The organism is Pseudomonas sp. A2, assembly GCF_023100865.1.
In the GTDB taxonomy this organism is placed as follows: domain Bacteria; phylum Pseudomonadota; class Gammaproteobacteria; order Pseudomonadales; family Pseudomonadaceae; genus Aquipseudomonas; species Aquipseudomonas asiatica.
Map to the genome: position 1 here is coordinate 3410315 of NZ_CP039127.1, position 19189 is coordinate 3429503.

The 19189-nt window shown below is 63.4% G+C and carries 16 protein-coding genes; 9 read left to right on the top strand and 7 right to left on the bottom strand.

Features of this window, described 5'->3' with window-relative positions; genetic code table 11:
* Positions 1–43: 43 nt before the first annotated feature.
* From E5221_RS15810 to E5221_RS15820, 3 genes are read left to right on the top strand one after another with little or no spacing between them, the layout of a single operon-like run.
* Entirely contained in the window at positions 44–979 is a 936-nt protein-coding gene (locus E5221_RS15810) for a LysR family transcriptional regulator (protein ID WP_123085061.1), read from the top strand.
* Positions 980–1027: 48 nt separating this feature from the next.
* Positions 1028–2365, top strand: a complete 1338-nt coding sequence (locus E5221_RS15815; protein ID WP_003258572.1) for a UDP-glucose/GDP-mannose dehydrogenase family protein — start codon at positions 1028–1030, stop codon at positions 2363–2365.
* On the top strand, positions 2353–2463 hold the full coding sequence (locus tag E5221_RS15820; RefSeq protein WP_247845951.1) for an NAD-dependent epimerase/dehydratase family protein: 111 nt from the start codon (positions 2353–2355) through the stop codon (positions 2461–2463). Before E5221_RS15815 ends, E5221_RS15820 begins: the two co-directional genes overlap by 13 nt.
* Here the strand turns inward: E5221_RS15820 and mqo are convergent.
* Positions 2453–4030 carry a malate dehydrogenase (quinone) gene (mqo, locus tag E5221_RS15825; protein WP_023660582.1) on the bottom strand — a complete coding sequence of 526 codons (1578 nt, stop codon included), beginning with the start codon at positions 4028–4030 and terminating at the stop codon, positions 2453–2455. The genes E5221_RS15820 and mqo overlap by 11 nt on opposite strands.
* Before the next feature lie 144 nt (positions 4031–4174).
* Between mqo and E5221_RS15830 the strand changes: the two genes are divergently transcribed.
* The 5 genes from E5221_RS15830 (at position 4175) to E5221_RS15850 (ending at position 10404) form a co-directional block, all read left to right on the top strand.
* Positions 4175–5395 carry a putative DNA modification/repair radical SAM protein gene (locus tag E5221_RS15830; protein WP_247845952.1) on the top strand — a complete coding sequence of 407 codons (1221 nt, stop codon included), beginning with the start codon at positions 4175–4177 and terminating at the stop codon, positions 5393–5395.
* Positions 5386–6228, top strand: coding sequence for a TIGR03915 family putative DNA repair protein (locus E5221_RS15835; RefSeq protein ID WP_247845953.1), 843 nt, complete (start codon positions 5386–5388; stop codon positions 6226–6228). Before E5221_RS15830 ends, E5221_RS15835 begins: the two co-directional genes overlap by 10 nt.
* A gap of 203 nt (positions 6229–6431) precedes the next feature.
* Positions 6432–8498, top strand: a complete 2067-nt coding sequence (treS, locus tag E5221_RS15840; protein ID WP_247845954.1) for a maltose alpha-D-glucosyltransferase — start codon at positions 6432–6434, stop codon at positions 8496–8498.
* Positions 8499–9065: 567 nt separating this feature from the next.
* A complete protein-coding gene (locus tag E5221_RS15845; protein WP_039614236.1) occupies positions 9066–9692 on the top strand; it encodes a riboflavin synthase in 627 nt (208 codons plus the stop codon).
* 10 nt (positions 9693–9702) lie between these two features.
* Positions 9703–10404, top strand: a complete 702-nt coding sequence (locus E5221_RS15850) for a YoaK family protein (protein WP_013972898.1) — start codon at positions 9703–9705, stop codon at positions 10402–10404.
* Here the strand turns inward: E5221_RS15850 and proP are convergent, their stop codons facing one another.
* The 6 genes from proP to glaH all read right to left on the bottom strand — a co-directional run bounded on the left by proP (position 10405) and on the right by glaH (position 18200).
* On the bottom strand, positions 10405–11907 hold the full coding sequence (proP, locus tag E5221_RS15855; protein ID WP_015270626.1) for a glycine betaine/L-proline transporter ProP: 1503 nt from the start codon (positions 11905–11907) through the stop codon (positions 10405–10407). It abuts the gene before it with no gap.
* A gap of 159 nt (positions 11908–12066) precedes the next feature.
* A complete protein-coding gene (gene hemB, locus E5221_RS15860) occupies positions 12067–13041 on the bottom strand; it encodes a porphobilinogen synthase (protein ID WP_013972900.1) in 975 nt (324 codons plus the stop codon).
* 280 nt (positions 13042–13321) lie between these two features.
* Entirely contained in the window at positions 13322–14215 is an 894-nt protein-coding gene (locus E5221_RS15865; RefSeq protein ID WP_013972901.1) for a PA4780 family RIO1-like protein kinase, read from the bottom strand.
* 87 nt (positions 14216–14302) lie between these two features.
* On the bottom strand, positions 14303–15694 hold the full coding sequence (gene gabP / locus E5221_RS15870; protein ID WP_247845955.1) for a GABA permease: 1392 nt from the start codon (positions 15692–15694) through the stop codon (positions 14303–14305).
* 151 nt (positions 15695–15845) lie between these two features.
* Positions 15846–17108, bottom strand: a complete 1263-nt coding sequence (gene lhgO, locus E5221_RS15875; RefSeq protein WP_003260140.1) for an L-2-hydroxyglutarate oxidase — start codon at positions 17106–17108, stop codon at positions 15846–15848.
* 114 nt (positions 17109–17222) lie between these two features.
* Positions 17223–18200 (bottom strand): glutarate dioxygenase GlaH, encoded by a 978-nt coding sequence (glaH, locus tag E5221_RS15880; protein WP_247845956.1) that lies wholly within the window; start codon positions 18198–18200, stop codon positions 17223–17225.
* A gap of 195 nt (positions 18201–18395) precedes the next feature.
* On the opposite strand from glaH, the gene csiR reads away from it, so the two are divergent.
* Complete coding sequence (gene csiR, locus E5221_RS15885; protein ID WP_015270630.1) at positions 18396–19091, top strand: DNA-binding transcriptional regulator CsiR; 696 nt, start codon at positions 18396–18398, stop codon at positions 19089–19091.
* Positions 19092–19189: the final 98 nt, after the last annotated feature.

Sequence of the window (19189 nt, forward strand, 5' to 3'; positions counted from 1 at the left end):
ATGATTCGATAATTCGAAAGCTCTCATGCCTGTGATCCAGAAAATGAATATCTCCAGCAAGGACTTCAACCTGCTGTACCTGTTCCATGTGCTGTACCAGGAACGCAACGCCACCCTCGCCGCCCAGCGCATGGCGCTGAGCCAGCCGGCCCTAAGCCACAAGCTCAACAAGCTGCGCCATCAGTTTGGCGACCCGCTGTTCGTGCGCGCGCCCAGGGGCCTGACCCCGACACCACGCGCCCACGAACTGGCGCCTGAGGTAGAACGCCTGGTAGTGGGCCTGGAAGGTTTTTATGAGCGCTGCGAAGGGCAGGACTTCCTCGCCCGCCCTGCCCGACTGCACCTGTACAGCACCGATTATGTGGAGCAGACCCTGTTGCCCAGACTGCTGCCGATCCTGCGTAGCCAGGCACCGAACCTGACGCTGGTCACCTGCAACACCCGCGGTCTGCTGCCTCGCGAAGAACTGGAGAAAGGCACCTGTGACCTGGCCGTTGCCGGGTTCTACACCGACCTGCCGGAAACCTTCCACCAACAGCGCCTGCTCAGTGAACACTTGGTAGTGCTGGCCTCGCGCAGCCATCCAGGCCTGGAAAACGGCCTGGACCTCGATACCTTCCTTGCCAGCGACCACCTGCTTACCACCCTCACCGGCGACCTCGATGGCCTGGTCGACCGCGCCTTGCGCAGCCTGGGCATGCAACGGCGGGTCGTGGCTGGCCTGTCGAGTTTCCTGGCCCCCATGCGCCTGCTGCGCGGCACCGATCTGCTGCTCACCTGCCTGCGCTCGCTGGCCACCGAAGCCGTCGAACGTGACGACGACCTGCTCATGTACCCGCTGCCGCTGACATTGCCAGCGATCGAGGTGATGCAGATCTGGCACGAACGCACCCACGCCGACCCCTTGCGCCGCTGGTTTCGCCAACAGCTGTGGAACGTCGCCCAAGAGGCAGCCGACTGCGCGAGTAACAATTTCTAAACAACGATGTGACATTTTTTTTCAGCTTTCTCGCCAAGGAGCTGTCAGATGAAGGTCACGGTTTTCGGTACCGGCTATGTCGGCCTCACCCAGGCAGTGTGCCTGGCACAGGTGGGCCATTCGGTGTTGTGCATGGATGTCGACGCCGAGCGGGTCGCCAGCCTCAATGCAGGCCATTGCCCGATCTTCGAGCCCGGCCTTGCGCCGATGCTGGAGAAGAACCTGGCCTGCGGACGCCTTCGCTTCACCACCGACGCCAGCGAAGCGGCCAACTACGCAAAGGTGCAGTTCATTGCCGTCGGCACCCCGCCTCAGGCCGATGGCAGCGCCGACCTGAAGCACGTGTTCGCCGTGGTCGACAGCATCCTCGAACATGCCGATGGCCCCAAGCTGATCGTCAACAAATCCACCGCGCCGGTTGGTACGGTGCACCGCATCAAGGCGCGCATCGCCCAGGCCGTGGCCGATACCAGCCGCTTGCGCGTCGTCAGCAACCCCGAGTTCCTCAAGGAAGGCTCGGCGGTCGATGACTGCATGCGCCCGGAGCGCATCATCATCGGTGGCGCGGAGCCCGCCGAAGTAGAGCTGCTGCGCGAGCTGTACCTGCCGTTCAGCCGCAACCGCGAAAAACTGATGGTGATGGACGCGCGCAGCGCCGAGCTGACCAAGTACGCGGCCAACTGCATGCTGGCGACCAAGATCTCGTTCATCAACGAAATCGCCAACCTGGCCGAGCATCTGGGCGCCGACATCGAACTGGTGCGCCGCGGCATCGGCTCGGACCCGCGCATCGGCTACGACTTCATCTATGCCGGCTGCGGCTTTGGCGGCTCATGCTTCCCCAAGGACCTGCAAGCCCTGCGCCGCAGCGCCGAGGCCGAGGGCTTCGAACCACAGTTGCTGCGTGCGGTGGAATCGGTCAACGAGCAGCAAAAGAACCGGCTGTTCGGCAAGATCCAACGCCACTACCCACGCGGCCTGCGAGGCAAGGTCTTCGCCGTGTGGGGGTTGTCGTTCAAGCCCAATACCAACGACATTCGTGAGGCCTCCAGCCGAGTCCTGCTGGAAGCGCTGTGGGCCGCCGGCGCGCGGGTGCAGGCCCATGACCCGCAGGCCATGGAGGAAATCCAGCGGCACTATGGCGCCCGCGCCGACCTGCAACTGGTACCGTGCAAGGACGACGCGCTGCGCGGCGCCGATGCCCTGGTGATCGTCACCGAATGGCAGGAATACCGCGTCCTCAACCTGGACAAGGTGCCGCAACAACTGGCCGACCGGGTGGTGTTCGACGGGCGCAACCTGTTCGAACCCGAGCAAATGGCCGCCGCCGGCCTGACTTACTACGGCATCGGCCGCGGCCAGGTGCAGCCAGCATGCCCGTACTGATTACCGGCGTGGCCGGCTTCACCGGCGACCACATTGCACGGCGCCTGCGCGAAGCAGGCATCGAGCTGGTCGCCGCATGGTACTTTGCTACGGCGTAACGGCGCCCTCGGGAGGATTCAGTTGCAACACCTCGTTGGTGTATGCCCACTCCTTCTGCACCTGGTCCGGGTGGTCGTTAAGGCGGATGCCGTAGGACGGGATGATCTGCCTGATCTTCGCCTGCCACTGCGGCGATGCCATCTTGTCCTTGAACACCTTGCTCAGCACATCGAGCATGATCGGCGGCGCGGTCGAGGCGCCAGGCGAGGCACCCAGCAATCCTGCAATGCTGCCATCCTTGGACGTCACCACTTCAGTGCCGAGCTTGAGCACACCACCCAATGCTTCGTCCTTCTTGATGATCTGCACCCGCTGGCCCGCCTGCCACAGCCGCCAGTCCTCTTTCTTCGCCTCGGGGAAGTAGGTGCGCAACGCTTCGAAACGGTCATCGTCAGATTGCAGTACCTGGCCGATCAAGTACTGCACCAGGTCGAACTCGCGCACCCCGACTCTTACCATCGGCCAGGCATTGTGCACACTGGCGCTGGCGAACAGGTCAAGCAGCGAGCCCTGCTTGAGGAACTTGGTCGAGAAGGTGGCGAACGGCCCGAACAGGATCATGCGCTTGCCATCGAGCACACGGGTGTCCAGGTGCGGCACCGACATCGGTGGTGCGCCGGTGGCGGCGATACCGTAGGCCTTGGCCATGTGACGCTGGGCGATGGCCGGGTTGTCGGTGACCAGGAACGAACCACCGACCGGGAAACCGGCATAGTCCTTGGCCTCCTCGATACCCGACTTCTGCAGCAGTGGCAGCGCTGCACCACCTGCGCCGATGAACAGGAACCTGGCGTCGGTGGCCGCGTTGCTGCCGTCCTTGAGGTTCTTGTATTCGACATGCCAGGAGCCGTCGTCGTTGCGGGTTATCGCCTGCACTTCGGTCGACAGCTTGAGGTCGAAGTTCGGCCGGGTCTGCAGATAGCCCACGTATTGCCGGGTGATCTCGCCAAAGTTGACGTCGGTGCCGATCGGCGTCCAGGTCACGGCCAGTTTCTGGTTGGGGTCGCGGCCCTCCATCATCAACGGTACCCACTTGCGAATCTGCTCGTGGTCCTCGGAGTACTGCATGGGCTTGAACAACGGGCTGGCCTGCAGCGCCTCGTAGCGCTTCTTCAGGAAGCGAATGTTGTCGTCACCCCAGACGAAGCTCATGTGCGGAGTAGTGTTGATGAAGGAATGCGGGTTCTTCAGCACGCCCTGTTTGACCTGCCAGGCGAGGAACTGACGGGTGACCTGGAACGACTCGTTGATCTCCACCGCCTTGCTGATATCGACCTTGCCGTCCTTCTCCGGGGTGTAGTTCAGTTCGGCCAGGGCCGAGTGGCCGGTACCAGCGTTGTTCCAGCCGTTGGAGCTTTCTTCGGCGACCTTGTCCAGGCGCTCGACCATTTCCATCGACCAACCCGGCTCCAGCTCATTGAGCCAGACGGCCAGGGTTGAACTCATGATGCCGCCGCCCACCAGCATGACATCGACCCTTCTGGTTTCCGCGGCCTGGGCATCGAGCATGCCGAATGCCAAGGCCAGCCCGGTCAGCGCCAGTACCGGCTTGATGGTGATCCTCATAACCGCCCCCTTGCCTCGTTGCTATCCCTAAGTCAGCCACAAGCTTAGATGACGGATTTGGTCGGGCGTGGCTGGTGCACAATCACTTGCAATCCATCACGTCTCAAAATACTGTATGAATATTCAGTATCACAGGTCAGGCCCATGCAACTCATCGCCAAACTCGGCATCCTTGCCGATGCTGCCAAGTACGACGCTTCCTGCGCCAGCAGCGGCGCGCCCAAACGCAACTCGCGCGGGGCTGATGGGCTGGGTGCTACCAATGGCATGGGCATCTGTCACAGCTACACCCCTGATGGGCGCTGCGTATCGCTGCTCAAGGTGCTGCTGACCAACTTTTGCCTCTACGACTGCCAGTACTGCGTCAACCGCCGATCCAGCAACGTGCCACGCGCACGCTTCAGCCCCGAGGAAGTGGTCCGGCTGACCCTGGACTTCTACCGGCGCAACTGCATAAGCGGCCTGTTCCTCAGCTCCGGCATCATCCGTTCGGCGGACTACACCATGGAGCAGCTGGTCCGCGTGGCGCGGCTGTTGCGCGAAGAGCACGAGTTCCGCGGCTACATCCACCTCAAGACCATCCCCGATGCCGACCCGCTGCTGATCGAGGAGGCCGGGCGCCTGGCAGACCGGCTCAGCGTCAACATCGAGCTGCCGACCGACGCCAGCCTGAAACGCCTGGCACCGGAAAAACAGGCGCACACGATTCGCCAGGCCATGGGCGTGATCCACCAGGGCCAGCAAGCTGTGGCCCACGAACCCAAGGCGCCGCGCTTTACCCCGGCCGGGCAAAGCACCCAGGTGATCGTCGGGGCCGACAGCACCGACGACAGCACACTGCTGCGCAATGCCGAAGCGCTGTACCAAGGCTACGGCCTCAAGCGTGTGTACTACTCCGCCTTCAGCCCCATCCCTGACAGCCCCGGCAGCGTCCCCCTGGCCGCACCACCACTGCTGCGCGAGCACCGTCTGTACCAGGCTGACTTCCTGTTGCGTGGCTATGGCTACAAGGCCGGCGAGCTGCTGGGCCAGAGCGGCAATCTGGCACTGGACATCGACCCCAAGCTGGCCTGGGCGCTGGCCAACCGCGACGTGTTCCCGCTGGATGTGAACCGTGCCGAGCCGGCGCTACTGGCGCGCATCCCCGGCATCGGCCTGCGCAGCGTGCAGCGCCTGGTAGCCCTGCGACGCGAACGGCGCATTCGCTACGATGACCTGATCCAGTTGCGCTGCGTGCTGGACAAGGCGCGGCCATTCATTGTCACCAGCGACTACCGCCCGTCCCAGGCCGAACTGCGCAGCGGCCTGCTGAGGGCGCGCTTGCGTGAGCCGCAGGCGCCGGTGCAGATGGGCTTGTGGGGATGATCGCGCTCGATTGCGACGGCCTGTTCGCCACCTGGCGTGACCAGGCCCGGGTGTTGCTGGGGCATGGCATCGACCCGTCGGAGGTCACCTGGGCGCAAGGGCCGGTGGCTGATTTGCTGGCCGTACCGACAGCGCTGCCGGAAGGCTCCGGTCCCTTTCGCGCCAAAGTGCCTGCGGCGCTGCTCGGCCAGCTGGAACAGGCGGCCCGCTACCGTGGCGAGCACCGCTGGAACCTGCTTTACGAGGTACTTTGGCGGGTGGCCCATGGCGACCGCACTGCAATGCTGCCGGGTGACCGATTGGGCAGTGAGCTGCATAGACGGATCAAGCAGGTCAATCGCGAAGCACACCACCTGCATGCGTTCGTACGCTTCGTGCCACTACCCGAAGTATTGGCTGAACAGCTGCAACTCGACCTGGTGGCCTATCACGAGCCGGCGCATGACATTCTGGAAAGTGCCAGTGGGCATTTCGCCGACCGCCTGGGGCGTTTGCGCTGGATGATTGCCACGGCCCACGACGGCATACGCTTCGATGGCCAGGCATTCGACTACCAGCGACAGTGCCCCGAACCCTGGCGCCAATGGGCCCGCAACGCCGAAGACCCTGGTGCCGAATTATGGCGCACCTACTATCGTCATACCTTCAACCCCGCCCGCCTCAACCCCGACGCCTTGCGCTTGCACATGCCCGGGCGGTTCTGGCGTCATTTGCCGGAGGGCATGCTGATTCCGCAGCTCGAAGGCCTGGCTCGGCAAGGCAAGCAACGGGACGGCCAAGCACTGGAGGTCGCCTCTCAGGCTGGCAAACAAATCAACAAGCCCATACGGTAGTTGCCTATTCGCAAACCTTGATCAGTGGGAATTTCTTCGCGGGCATGCCCGCCCCCGCAGGTATTGCACAGTTCTCGAAGTGTGTAGAGATCCGGTGGGAGCGGGCGCGCCCGCGAAACAGCCAAAAGCAATCTCAAGCCGAACGATCAGCCGCCACAGCCGTCATAACCTGAGCCGCTGCCGACACGCAAAGAGGACGCGAAATGACCCAACCCGACCCGTCATACGTCAAATGGCTCGAAGACCGCGCCATGCTCAAGGCCTCCCAGCAACGCACCCACCTGTACTCGGGCCAGTCGCGCCTGTGGCAACAGCCCTACGCCGAAGCGCAGCCCCGCCGCGCCACTGAAATCGCTTCGGTCTGGCTGACCGTCTACCCCGATGCCATCATCGCCCCCGAAGGTTGTTCGGTGCTTGGCGCCTTGGGCCACGAGGCGCTGTGGAAGCGTTTGTCGGAAATCGGCATTCAGGGCCTGCACACCGGCCCGATCAAGTTGTCCGGCGGCATTCGTAGCCGTGAACTCACCCCCAGCGTGGACGGCAACTTCGACCGCATCAGTTTCGACATCGACCCGCTGTACGGCAGCGAGCAGGAGCTGATCCAGATGAGCCGCATGGCCGCCGCGCACAACGCCGTGACCATCGACGACCTGATCCCCTCGCACACGGGCAAGGGCGCCGACTTTCGCCTGGCCGAGCTGGCCTACGGTCCCTATCCGGGGCTGTACCACATGGTCGAAATCCGCGAGGAAGACTGGCCGCTGCTGCCCGAAGTGCCTGCCGGGCGCGACGCGGTCAACCTGCTGCCGGCCCAGTGCGACGAGCTCAAGGCCCGCCATTACATCGTCGGCCAGCTGCAACGGGTTATCTTCTTCGAACCAGGTGTGAAGGAAACCGACTGGAGCGCCACGCCGCCGGTGACCGGTGTGGATGGCAAGACACGGCGCTGGGTGTACCTGCACTACTTCAAGGAAGGCCAGCCATCGCTGAACTGGCTGGACCCGACCTTCGCCGCCCAGCAGATGATCATTGGCGATGCCCTGCACGCCCTGGACTGCCTGGGTGCACGTGGCCTGCGCCTGGATGCCAACGGTTTTCTCGGTGTGGAGACCCGCGCCAGCTGCACTGCCTGGTCGGAAAGCCACCCGCTGTCGATCGTCGGCAACCAACTGATCGGCGGCATGATCCGCAAGGCCGGCGGTTTCAGCTTCCAGGAGCTGAACCTGACCCTCGACGACATCGCGCAGATGTCCAGGGGTGGTGCCGACCTGTCCTACGATTTCATTACCCGACCGGCCTACCAGCATGCGCTGCTGACTGGCGACACCGAGTTCCTGCGCCTGATGCTCAAGGAGATGCATGCTTTCGGCATCGACCCGGCCTCGCTGATCCATGCCTTGCAGAACCACGACGAGCTGACCGTGGAGCTGGTGCATTTCTGGACCCTGCATGCCCACGACATGTACCTGTACAAAGGCCAGACCTTGCCCGGCGGCATCCTGCGCGAGCACATCCGCGAAGAGATCTACGAACGGCTGTCGGGCGAGCATGCGCCATACAACCTGCGCTTCGTCACCAATGGCATAGCCTGTACCACGGCCAGCCTGATCGCTGCCGCGCTGGGTATCCGCGACCTTGGGCAGATCGGGGTGGCAGAAATCGAGCTGATCCAGAAGGTGCACCTGCTGCTGGTCATGTACAACGCCATGCAGCCGGGTGTGGTGGCGCTGTCCGGCTGGGACCTGGTAGGCGCCCTGCCCTTGCCCGCCGAAGCGGTCGCCCAGCGGATGCTGGATGGCGATACCCGCTGGATTCACCGCGGCGGCTACGACCTGGCCGGGCTGGAGCCACAGGCCCAGACGTCTGTGCGTGGCATGCCCCGAGCCCGGGCGCTGTATGGCAGCCTGGACAGCCAGCTGGAGAATGGCGATTCGTTTGCCTGCAAGGTGAAGAAGCTGCTGGCGGTGCGCCAGGCCTATGGCATTGCCACCAGCCGCCAGGTGCTGGTGCCCGAAGTCAGCAGCCCCGGCTTGCTGGTGATGGTGCATGAGCTGCCGGCCGGGCGTGGCATCCAGATCACTGCGCTGAACTTTGGCCAGGAAGTGATTGCCGAGGAGCTGCAACTGACCGGGTTCACGCCGGGGCCGGTGGTGGACATGATCAATGAAACGGTCGAAGGGGATTTGACCGAGGATGGGCGGCTGATGGTGAACCTGGACCCGTATGAGGCGCTGTGCCTGCGGATCGTCAACAGCAGCGGCCATGTCTGAATTGTATTTGCCCCATTGCCTTCGCCGGTGAAGCTCTGAACGGCAGCCACGCGATTCCTGTAGGAGCGGGTTCACCCGCGAACACCGGCGCAGCCGGTGCCATCCACCGCGTCGCCTGCTTCGCGGGCATGCCCGCCCCCACAGGGGCCCCACCACCTGAACGAATGCACCATACCTGTGGGAGCGGGTTCACCCGCGAACACCGGCGCAGCCGGTGCCATCCACCGCATCGCCTGCTTCGCGGGCATGCCCGCTCCCACAGGGGCCCCACCACCTGAACGAATGCACCATACCTGTGGGAGCGGGTTCACCCGCGAACACCGGCGCAGCCGGTGCCATCCACCGCGTCGCCTGCTTCGCGGGTTCACCCGCGAACACCGGCGCAGCCGGTGCCATCTACCGCGTCGCCTGCTTCGCGGGTGAACCCGCTCCCACAGGGTCACCTCCAGCTGACAAAGTGCGCCGTGCCTGTGGGTTTCCAGTGTCCAGACCAATGGCTGGCTTGCTTTTACCGCTCCACGGGCATAGCGTTCGGAGGTTTTCTTTTCCGTGCCCAGGAGCAACTCCATGTACACCGGCATCGTCCAGGCCGTCCGCCCTCTGCTTGATGTGACCACCTACCCGGGCCACAACCAGTTCACCATCGACCTCACCCCCGAACTGCTCGACGAGTTGAAGATCGGCGCCAGCGTCAGTGTCGAAGGCACCTGTCTGTCGGTCACCGAGATCAACGGCACCCAGGTCAGGTTCGACGCCATGACCGCCACCCTCGAGCGCACCAACCTGCGCAACTTCAAGGCCGGCCAGGGCGTCAACATCGAACGCTCGGCGAAGATGAACGCCGAAGTCGGCGGCCACCTGATGGCCGGCCACATCGCCACCACCGCCGAAATCGTCGAGCTGTCGATCAAGGAAACCGGCGCCTACATCAAGTTCCGCATGCCACCGGAATGGGGCAAGTACGTATTCCCGCGCGGTTTTATCGGGGTCAACGGCTGCAGCCTGACCGTAGCCGATGTCGAGGACAATGTGATCACCATCAACCTGATCCCGGAAACCCTGCGCCAGACCACCTTCCCCAGCTACAAGGCCGGCGAGCTGCTCAATATCGAAGTGGACCATCAGACAATGGTGCTGGTCGATGTAGTGGAGCGCACCATCAAGAGCACCCTGGCCCGCGAAATGCCTCGCTGAGTTCCCGAGGATGCTGCCCAACACCCTCCCCGCGCGCACAGCCAAGCGGCTGCGCCTGCAGATTCTGCGTGGTCGTGTCGGCCTCGGCCTGGTCGCCGGCCTGTCCGTACTGGCCGGCATGACCGATGCCATCGGCCTGCTGGCGCTGGGCGACTTCGTGTCATTCATGAGTGGCAACACCACGCGTCTGGCCGTCGCCATCAGCGATGCGGACCTTGCCCTGGTGCTGCGCCTGAGTGCTGCCGTGCTGAGCTTCGTCATCGGCAACGCCCTGGGCGTGCTGCTGGCGCGCGCGTTCCGCCGTCGGGCCTGGCCGGTGCTGCTGGTGGTCGCCGCCCTGCTGGGCTTTGCAGCCGCATGGCCCTTGGCAGCGACCTTGCCCGCGCTGCTCGCCGCCACACTGGCCATGGGCATGATCAACGCCGTGGTCGAACAGGTGAACGGCCTGCCCATCGGCCTGACCTACGTCACCGGTGCCCTGTCACGCTTCGGTCGTGGGCTGGGGCGCTGGCTGCTGGGCGAGCGGCGCAATGGCTGGCGGGTGCAACTGGTGCCTTGGGCCGGCATGCTGCTGGGCGCCGCGCTGGGTGCCTGGCTGCAGCACCACCTGGGCCTGCAGGCGCTAGCCGGCAGCTGCTCGCTGGCCTGCGTGCTGGCCCTGGTGTCGCGGTTCATTCCACGAACATGGCAGCGTGGCTACATGCCACACTGATCACTCGATGCGCGGGTGCTGCTGCACCAGCAACTTGCGCTTGGCCTCCAGTTCGGCAATCTGCGCATCGATGTCCTCTATCCTTTGCTCGATGTTGTCGTGGTGCTCCTGCAGCAGCTCACGCGCTTCCTCGATATCCGATGCTGCCGGTGCCGCGCCGCGCAGCGGCTTGTTGGCGGTTTCCTTCATGGTCAGGCCGGTGACCAGCCCCACGGCGGCGATCACCATCAGGTAATAGGCCGGCATGTACAGGTTGCCAGTACTTTCCACCAGCCAGGCGGCGATGGTCGGGGTGAGGCCGGCGATCAGCACCGAGATGTTGAAGGCGCTGGCGAGGGCGCTGTAGCGGATATGCGTGGGGAACATTGCCGGTAGCGTCGAGGCCATCACGCCGATGAAGAAGTTCAGCAGCACGGCAATGATCAGCAGCCCGGCAAAGATCACCCCCAGTACGCCGCTGTTGATGAGCATGAATGCCGGAATGGCCAGCGCAAACAGGCCGACGCTGCCGACGATGATGAACGGTCGGCGGCCGAACTTGTCGCTGAGCAGCCCGATCATCGGTTGCACGAACAGCATGCCGACCATGATCGCGATGATGATCAGCACGCCATGGTCTTCGCTGTAGTGCAGGTTGTGCGACAGGTAACTGGGCATGTACGTGAGCAGCATGTAGTAGGTGACGTTGGTGGCGATCACTACACCGATACAGGTCACCAGGCTGCGCCAGTGTTGGGTGGCGACCTCCTTGAAGGACACCTTGGGCCCGGACGCCAGGCCTTCGCGGTCGCCCTGCTCCAGCTTGTCGACATGCTGCTGGAAAGCCGGCGTTTCCTCCAGGGCATGGCGCAGGTACAGGCCGATGATGCCCAGCGGCAAGGCGAGGAAGAATGGCAGGCGCCAACCCCATTCGAGGAACTTGTCCTCACCCAGCACCGTAGAGATCAACACCACCACACCGGCACCCAGCACGAATCCGGCAATCGAGCCGAAGTCCAGCCAACTGCCGAGAAAGCCCCGTTTTCGGTCCGGGGCATATTCGGCGACGAAGATCGACGCGCCGGTGTACTCGCCCCCCACCGAGAAGCCCTGGGCCATCTTGGCCAGCAGCAACAGGATCGGCGCCCAGATACCGATGCTGGCATAGGACGGTATCAGGCCGATGGCAAAGGTGCTGAGCGACATGATCACGATGGTCGCAGCGAGGATTTTCTGCCGCCCGAACCGGTCGCCCAAGGCGCCGAAGAACAGCCCGCCCAGAGGCCTGATCAGAAACGGCACCGAGAACGTGGCCAACGCCGCGATCATCTGCACGCTGGGGTCGGCATTGGGGAAGAAAACCTTGCCCAGGGCGTAGGCGACGAAGCCGTAGACGCCGAAGTCGAACCACTCCATGGCATTGCCCAGTGCCGCCGCGGTGATTGCCTTGCGCATCTTGCCGTCGTCGACGATGGTGATGTCCTTCAGGCCGATTGGCTGGATGCTTTTCTTGCGAGGTTTCATGTCCGTATCCCTGTCGATGAATGCTCTAAGGGATGAGATACGACGGGACACTAAATAATTCAGCGCTTACGGGTTTTTTGTATTTTTCCTCACCGGTTGCGGCGCAGGCAAAGAAAAGCCGCTGCGATGGCAGCGGCTTGCATGGGCAACGGCTCGCGGTCAGATGCCTTCGCGGGCCAGGTCCATGGCGAAGTAGGTGAGGATCAGGTCGGCACCGGCACGCTTGATCGCGCCAATGCTTTCACGCACCACCCGGCCTTCATCGATGGCGCCAGCCAGGCCACCGAACTTGATCATCGCGTACTCGCCGCTCACCTGGTACGCCGCCAGCGGCAGGCGCGAGGCGGCACGGATATCGGCGATCACGTCGAGGTAGGCACCGGCCGGCTTGACCATCAGTACATCGGCGCCTTCCTGCTCGTCGAGCAGCGACTCGCGCACGGCTTCGCGGCGGTTCATCGGGTTCATCTGGTAGCTCTTGCGGTCGCCCTTCAGCGCGGTACCACCGGCTTCACGGAACGGGCCATACAGCGACGAGGCGAACTTGGTGGAATAGGCCATGATCGCGGTGTCGTGGAAGCCGGCACCATCCAGCGCGCTGCGGATGGCCTGGACCTGGCCGTCCATCGCCGCTGACGGGGCAATGAAATCGGCACCTGCAGCAGCGGCGATGACCGCCTGCTTGCCCAGGTTGGCCAGGGTGGCGTCGTTGTCCACACCGTGGTCGTGCAGAACGCCGCAGTGGCCGTGGCTGGTGTATTCGCAGAAGCAGGTGTCGGACATCACCACCATTTCCGGCACGGTGTCCTTGCAGATGCGTGACATGCGCGCGACCAGGCCGTTTTCGTTCCAGGTGTCGCTGCCGACGGCGTCCAGGTTGTGCGAAACGCCAAAGGTCATCACCGACTTGATACCAGCGCGGGCATAGCGCTCGATTTCCTGGGCCAGCAGCTTCTCGGGAATGCGGTTGACGCCCGGCATGCTGGTGATCGGCACGAAGTCATCGATACCCTCTTCGACGAAGATCGGCAGGATCAGGTCTTCAAGGCGGAACTCGGTTTCCTGGAAGATCGTGCGCAGGGACTCGTTCTGGCGCAGGCGGCGTGGACGAACGGACGGGAATTGGTTGGACATGACAGCTCCAGGGAATTTGAACGGCGTATACCTTATGCCTGTCGCGCGCCAGTGAAAAGGCCGGATGACGAGATATTGTCTTGCGTCAACAGCAACAAGCCTGCAATGGCCCTATCGCTGGCAAGCCCTGGCCTTGCCTTCAAGGCATGCGCAGGTCCTGTAGGAGCAGCCTTGTGCTGCGAAGGGGCCATTACAGCCGAAGGTGATGTGTTGCCTTGCGGGCCTCTTCGCAGCACAAGGCTGCTCCTACAGAGAACTGTACAGCCCTCAAGGCAACATTTTACTGCAGCCAGGGCGGCGCAGGCTCCTCTGCCCTGGCCACCCCTGCCTCAGCCTCGGCCCGCGCGGCGCGCCGGCGCGCATCATCCAGCCGGGCGGCATCGATCTCGCGCATCACCCCGGCCACGTCAGCCGCATGCTCGTCATCCTCGAACAACCCCGTCAGCGGGCTGTCCGGGCGCAGTTCGCCCGCCTCGTACAAGGCCCACATTTCCTGCGCATACCGGGTACTTTTCAGCTCCGGCGCAAAGCGCCCGAAATAATGGGCCATGTTGGCCACATCGCGCTGCAGCATGCTGAAGGCATGGTTGTTGGCTGCCGCATCCACCGCTTGCGGCAAGTCGATGATCACCGGCCCGTCCGGGCCAAGCAGCACGTTGAACTCCGACAGGTCGCCATGCACCAGCCCGGCACACAGCATCAGCACGATCTGGCGAATGACAAAGGCATGGTACGCCCGGGCTTCCTCGGCTTCGAGGTGTACGTCGTTCAGGCGCGGGGCCGCGTCACCGTCGGCATCGGTCACCAGCTCCATCAACAGCACGCCGTCCTGGAAATCGTAGGGCCTGGGAACCCTCACGCCAGCGCCGGCCAGGCGGAACAGCGCCGCCACTTCGGCGTTCTGCCAGGCGTCTTCGGCTTCCTTGCGGCCGTACTTGCTGCCCTTGGCCATGGCCCGGGCCTGACGGCTGTTGCGAACCTTGCGGCCCTCCTGGTACTCGGCAGCCTGGCGGAAACTGCGCTTGTTGGCTTCTTTATAAACCTTGGCACAGCGCACCTGGCTGCCACAGCGCACCACATACACGGCGGCTTCCTTGCCACTCATCAACGGCCGCAGTACTTCGTCGACCAGGCCGTCTTCGATCAGGGGTTCGATTCTTTTGGGTGTCTTCATCAGGCTGCGTTCGGGGTCCTGGCTGTGATGGCGGACATCCTCTCACAGCCTGATGCGACTTGCTCGTCTGTCTTCAGGCCGGGCGACTCAAGCGCCCTGCCCTACGCTGCCAACCACCGCCTCGCGCGCCCGGCGCCGTGTGACCAGAAGGCCCGAACACACCACCAGTACCGCCAGCACCATGGTCGATACCACTTCCAGACGGTGATCCGGGCGGAACAGCATCAGTACCAGCACGCCGCTGATGAACAGGATCACACCCCAGGTCAGCCATGGGAACAGCCACATGCGGTAGCCCAACGTCTTGCCCTGTGCAGTCAGGCGCTGGCGCAGGCGCAGCTGGGAAACGGCGATCACCAGGTACACCAGCAGGGCAATGGCGCCGGAGCTTGCCATAAGGAAGCCGAACACCTTGGCCGGGACCAGGTAATTGGCAATCACCGCCAGGAAAGCTGCGCCTGTGGACAGCAGCACAGCCACCACGGGGGTGCCGCTGCGGCTGGTCACCTGGGCACAGGCCGGCGCATCACCGCGGCGGCTCAGCGAGTAGACCATGCGCGAAGCGGTATACAGCGACGAGTTGAGGCAACTGGTCACCGACGTCAGCACCACGAAGTCGATGATGGCCTTGGCATTCGGCACGCCCAGGGTGTCCAGCACCGTGACATAGGACCCTTCGGTGGCCAGGCGCGGGTCAGTCCACGGCACCAGCGCGATGACGATGAAGATCGACAGGATATAGAACAGCGTGATCCGCCAGATCACCGAGTTGGTGGCCTTGGAAATATGTTTGCCCGCTTCATCCGATTCGGCTGCGGCAATGGTCACCACTTCGGCGCCGAGGAACGAGAACATGGTAATCAGCATGGCGCTCAGCACCGCACCAAAACCGTTTGGCATGAACCCGCCACTGTCCCACAGGCGCGACACGCCGCTGACACCGGAGCCTGGCAGCAGGCCCAAGATGGCGCATACCCCCAGCGCAATGAAGCCGACAATGGCCACCACCTTGACCAACGCCAGCCAGAACTCGAACTCACCGTAGTTCTTCACGCTGAACAGGTTGGTGGCGGTCAGCAACAGGGTAATCACCAACGACAAGACCCAGATCTCCAGCTGCGGGACCCAGGAATTGATGATGGTGGCGGCGATATTGGCCTCAATGGGGATGATCAGTACCCAGAACCACCAATACAGCCAGCCGATGGTGTAGCCGGCCCACTTACCGATGGCGAGGTCGGCATAGGTAGAGAACGAACCGGTGTCCGGTGAAGCAACGGCCATTTCGGCCAGCATGCGCATCACCAGCACCACCAGCGCGCCGGCCAGGATATAGGCCAGGATGGTGGCGGGCCCTGCCTCGGCAATCGCACGGCCGGAGCCGACGAACAGGCCGGCACCGATCACGCCGGCAATGGACAGCATGGTGACATGCCGGGATTTCAATCCGTGACTCAAATTGTTCTTGTGGGTTTGCATGGCGCTACCTTGTTGTTTTTGTCATGCCCACGCTGGGGCCGCCGGCTTGCACGTCACCGACGCAGGCGCGAAAAAGCCCGCCCTGCCCCAGATGGTGAGTAGGGCAGTACGGGTTGAGGAAAACGAAACCGCAGGGCGTATTACGGGTAGGTCAGCCGGCAGCCCGCTGACGAGGCGCCAGGTCGGCCTTGGGGAAACTGCCGCCCTGGCGACCGACCTGCTCGCATACCTTGTCGACGATGTACGCGCCGATCGGGATGGCGGAGGTGGCGGCCGGTGACGGTGCGTTGCACACGTTGACGCTGCGAGCGGTGTTGACGAACAGGAAGTCGTCGATCAGCTTGCCGTCACGCGATACGGCCTGGGCACGCACACCGGCCGGATAAGGCGTGAGGTCGGCCTTGGTGATGCTCGGGCAGTATTTCTGGACCTGCTTGAGGTAGCCACCCTTGAACAGCGAGTTCTTCATCTCTATCAGGCCTGGGCGGAAGTTCTTCGCCAGCACCTTGAGGATGCCGGGGGTGGTCAGGGTCTGGAACAGGTCGGCTGGGCTGACATCGCGCTTGCGGTAGCCCTCGCGCTTCATTGCCAGCACGGCGTTGGGGCCAACGGTCACGGTGCCGTCGATCATGCGAGTCAGGTGCACACCCAGGAACGGCATGGACGGGTCGGGAATCGGGTAGATCAGGTGGTTGACGATCTGGTTGTGCTGCTTGGGCAGCAGATAGTACTCGCCGCGGAACGGGCAGATGACGAACTCGGTCCGCAGGCCCAGCATGCTCACCACGCGGTCGGCCATCAGGCCCGAGCAGGTCACCAGGAAACGGCTGCGCAACTCATCGTCATGATGGTCGCCACGCGTGCGCACGACCACTTCGCTGGCCAGCTCCTGCAGGCCGACCACCTCGGCGCCATAGCGGATCTCACCGCCGGCGCGCTGGAACTCGGCGCCCATGGCCGCAGTCACTTCGGCGTAATTGACGATACCGCTGGAGGGCACGAAGATGCCGCCCATGCCAACGATATTGGGCTCGCGCTCGCGCAGTTCGGCCGCCGAAAGCCAGTAGCGCTCCAGGCCATTGGCCGCGGTGCGCTCCCACAGCGCCTTCATGCGCTGCATTTCCAGGTCGTTGGTAGCCACCAGCAGCTTGCCGCATTCATCGAAGCGGATACCGTGCTGGGTGCAGAAAGCCTTGGTGGCCTTGTTGCCTTCCAGGCAGAAGCGCGCCTTGAGGCTGCCGGGGGTGTAATACACGCCGGCGTGGATCACGCCGCTGTTGTGGCCGGTCTGGTGGCGGGCCGGGCCGGACTCTTTCTCCAGCAGGAGAATCTTCGCATCCGGGTAGACCTTGATCAGGTGCATGGCCGTGGACATGCCCACAATGCCACCGCCAATGATGATGAAATCGTACACAGCCTTACCTCACACGCAGGCATTGCCTGACTGGCTCACCAAGGCCCGCGCGGGCCCTGGTGGCATCGTTTTGTGCAAAGACGCGTGGGCGGGCGCCCGCCCCGCGCCCTGTCATTATTGCCCGCGCTGGTACAGCGGTTTGGGGAAGGCCACGTAACCGCGCTGGCGCATCAGCTCGCGGCGCAGGCCTTCGTGCGGCGTGAAGCGGTCGCGGCCATGCAGCCAGAACAGGTTGTTGATCAGCAGGAAGCTACCCACGCCGACCGGTACCGAAAGCTTCTTCTCGCTGCCTTCCAGCGATTCGGACAAGGCGTTCAGCCAGATGCCCTCCTCGTAGTTTTCCGGCTGCACGAACTGGTCGATGTAGCGCATGGTCGGGCGGCCTTCGGCATCGGTGTCGAATACCGAGTGGAACACATCTTCGGACACCTTCTTGCTCGGCGGTGCGGTCCAGCGCATTTGGCGACGGGCCAGCGGGTGGCGGAAGAATTCGTCGCACTGCTCCCAGTCGTCCAGGTGCAGCAGCAGCGAGTTGCCGCCTTCCATGTTCTTTTCGTCAATCTTCAGCATCAGCACGTAGTCGGTGATCTGGTTGACGAAGGTGCCGTCGTTGTGCAGCTCCATGACCCGGTGCGGCTGGCGCAGGTAGCTGTCGGAGTTGTCGGTGTTGACCACCACGAAGCGGGCATAGAACTGGCCGCTCATGGCGTCGTAGTTGGAGCGGCCGATCAGGTGTGCGCAGGCGGTGGTGAACTTGACCATGTCCTCGGCCTGGCTCACGTCATCCAGGCCGACCGGGGTGATCAGCATGCCGCCGCTGGCGCGGTTGAGGATGGTATTGAGCAGCACCGGCCGCAGGGTGCCCTGGCACAGGTCGTCGAGGATCTCGCCAACCCGGAAGCGCAGGAACGACTTGTACTCCAGCGCCTGCACCGGCCACTGGCCAACAGCCTGGACGAACGCTTCGACCGTTTCGCGGGCAAAGGTGAGCTCAAGCAGGCGCGGCGACTGTTTCGAAGGGGCGATGGTGTAACCACGCGGCTCGAGCGGCAGTGGCATCACAAGTTCGTCGATCTGCGTAAAAGCGTTCATGGCAGTGTCCTGGCAGAAAAAATGAGTAGCGCCGTCCGGTCATGACCTGGATCAGTGCGGGCGAGCTAAAATTATCGCCATAAACGCAAAATGTCTACATTTTTATTTTTCAAAGACAGAATGTGTTTTTGTCCATTGTTTTTCGCCGGCGAACGCTTTCGGTATGATCGTCAAAACCGTTTGAGGAACAGGACCTTGGAAGCGCTCGCCCCCCGACAAAACTCAGCATTCAGCGGGTATGAGAGGCTCAAGAAGGACATCATCCGCGGCGTGTTCAAACCCGGCGAAAAGCTGCTGATGAGCACCCTGAAGGAGCGCTACGACCTGGGCGTGGGCCCGCTGCGCGAAGCACTGTCGCAGTTGGTGGCCGAGCACCTGGTCAACGCGATCAGCCAGAAGGGCTACCGTGTGGCGCCCATGTCGCTGGACGAGATGAACGACATCTACGATGCCCGCGCCAACCTGGAGGCGATGATCATCACCCTGGCCATCGAGCGTGGCGACGACGCCTGGGAGGCGTCGGTACTGGCCCACTCGCATACCCTGGCCAAGGTGGTGGAAGTGAAGACCCGCGAGCAGCGCCTGGATGTGTGGGACGAACGGCACAAGGCATTCCACACGGCCATTGCCTCGGGCTGCGGCTCCAAGCACCTGCTGCAGGCGCGCACTTACCTGTTCGACCAGGCCGAGCGCTACCGGCACCTGTGGCTGACCCAGACGGTGTTTTCCGAACAGGCCCTGGAGCTCAAGCGCCAGGAGCATGCGGCTCTGGTGGAAGTGATTCTGGCCCGGGACGCCAAGCGCGCCAGCGCCATGATGCGCTCGCACCTGATGACTCCGGTGCCGATCATTGCGCAGATCATGCATGCCGAGGGTATTGGCGCACGTTGAAAGACCGCGGCGCCTGCTTCGCGGGTAAACCCGCTCCCACAGGGATGTCACCGCCCTTGGGGGTGACGCTGCACCTGTGGGAGCGGGTTTACCCGCGA

What these genes read in the sequence shown, in the direction of transcription:
- E5221_RS15830 (WP_247845952.1), top strand. Translation starts at nt 4,175, where the DNA reads ATGCAACTCATCGCCAAACTCGGCATCCTTGCCGATGCTGCCAAGTAC.
- E5221_RS15810 (WP_123085061.1), top strand. Translation starts at nt 44, where the DNA reads ATGAATATCTCCAGCAAGGACTTCAACCTGCTGTACCTGTTCCATGTG.
- proP (WP_015270626.1), bottom strand. Translation starts at nt 11,907, where the DNA reads ATGAAACCTCGCAAGAAAAGCATCCAGCCAATCGGCCTGAAGGACATC.
- treS (WP_247845954.1), top strand. Translation starts at nt 6,432, where the DNA reads ATGACCCAACCCGACCCGTCATACGTCAAATGGCTCGAAGACCGCGCC.
- hemB (WP_013972900.1), bottom strand. Translation starts at nt 13,041, where the DNA reads ATGTCCAACCAATTCCCGTCCGTTCGTCCACGCCGCCTGCGCCAGAAC.
- E5221_RS15850 (WP_013972898.1), top strand. Translation starts at nt 9,703, where the DNA reads ATGCTGCCCAACACCCTCCCCGCGCGCACAGCCAAGCGGCTGCGCCTG.
- gabP (WP_247845955.1), bottom strand. Translation starts at nt 15,694, where the DNA reads ATGCAAACCCACAAGAACAATTTGAGTCACGGATTGAAATCCCGGCAT.
- E5221_RS15845 (WP_039614236.1), top strand. Translation starts at nt 9,066, where the DNA reads ATGTACACCGGCATCGTCCAGGCCGTCCGCCCTCTGCTTGATGTGACC.
- glaH (WP_247845956.1), bottom strand. Translation starts at nt 18,200, where the DNA reads ATGAACGCTTTTACGCAGATCGACGAACTTGTGATGCCACTGCCGCTC.
- mqo (WP_023660582.1), bottom strand. Translation starts at nt 4,030, where the DNA reads ATGAGGATCACCATCAAGCCGGTACTGGCGCTGACCGGGCTGGCCTTG.
- E5221_RS15820 (WP_247845951.1), top strand. Translation starts at nt 2,353, where the DNA reads ATGCCCGTACTGATTACCGGCGTGGCCGGCTTCACCGGCGACCACATT.
- E5221_RS15815 (WP_003258572.1), top strand. Translation starts at nt 1,028, where the DNA reads ATGAAGGTCACGGTTTTCGGTACCGGCTATGTCGGCCTCACCCAGGCA.
- E5221_RS15865 (WP_013972901.1), bottom strand. Translation starts at nt 14,215, where the DNA reads ATGAAGACACCCAAAAGAATCGAACCCCTGATCGAAGACGGCCTGGTC.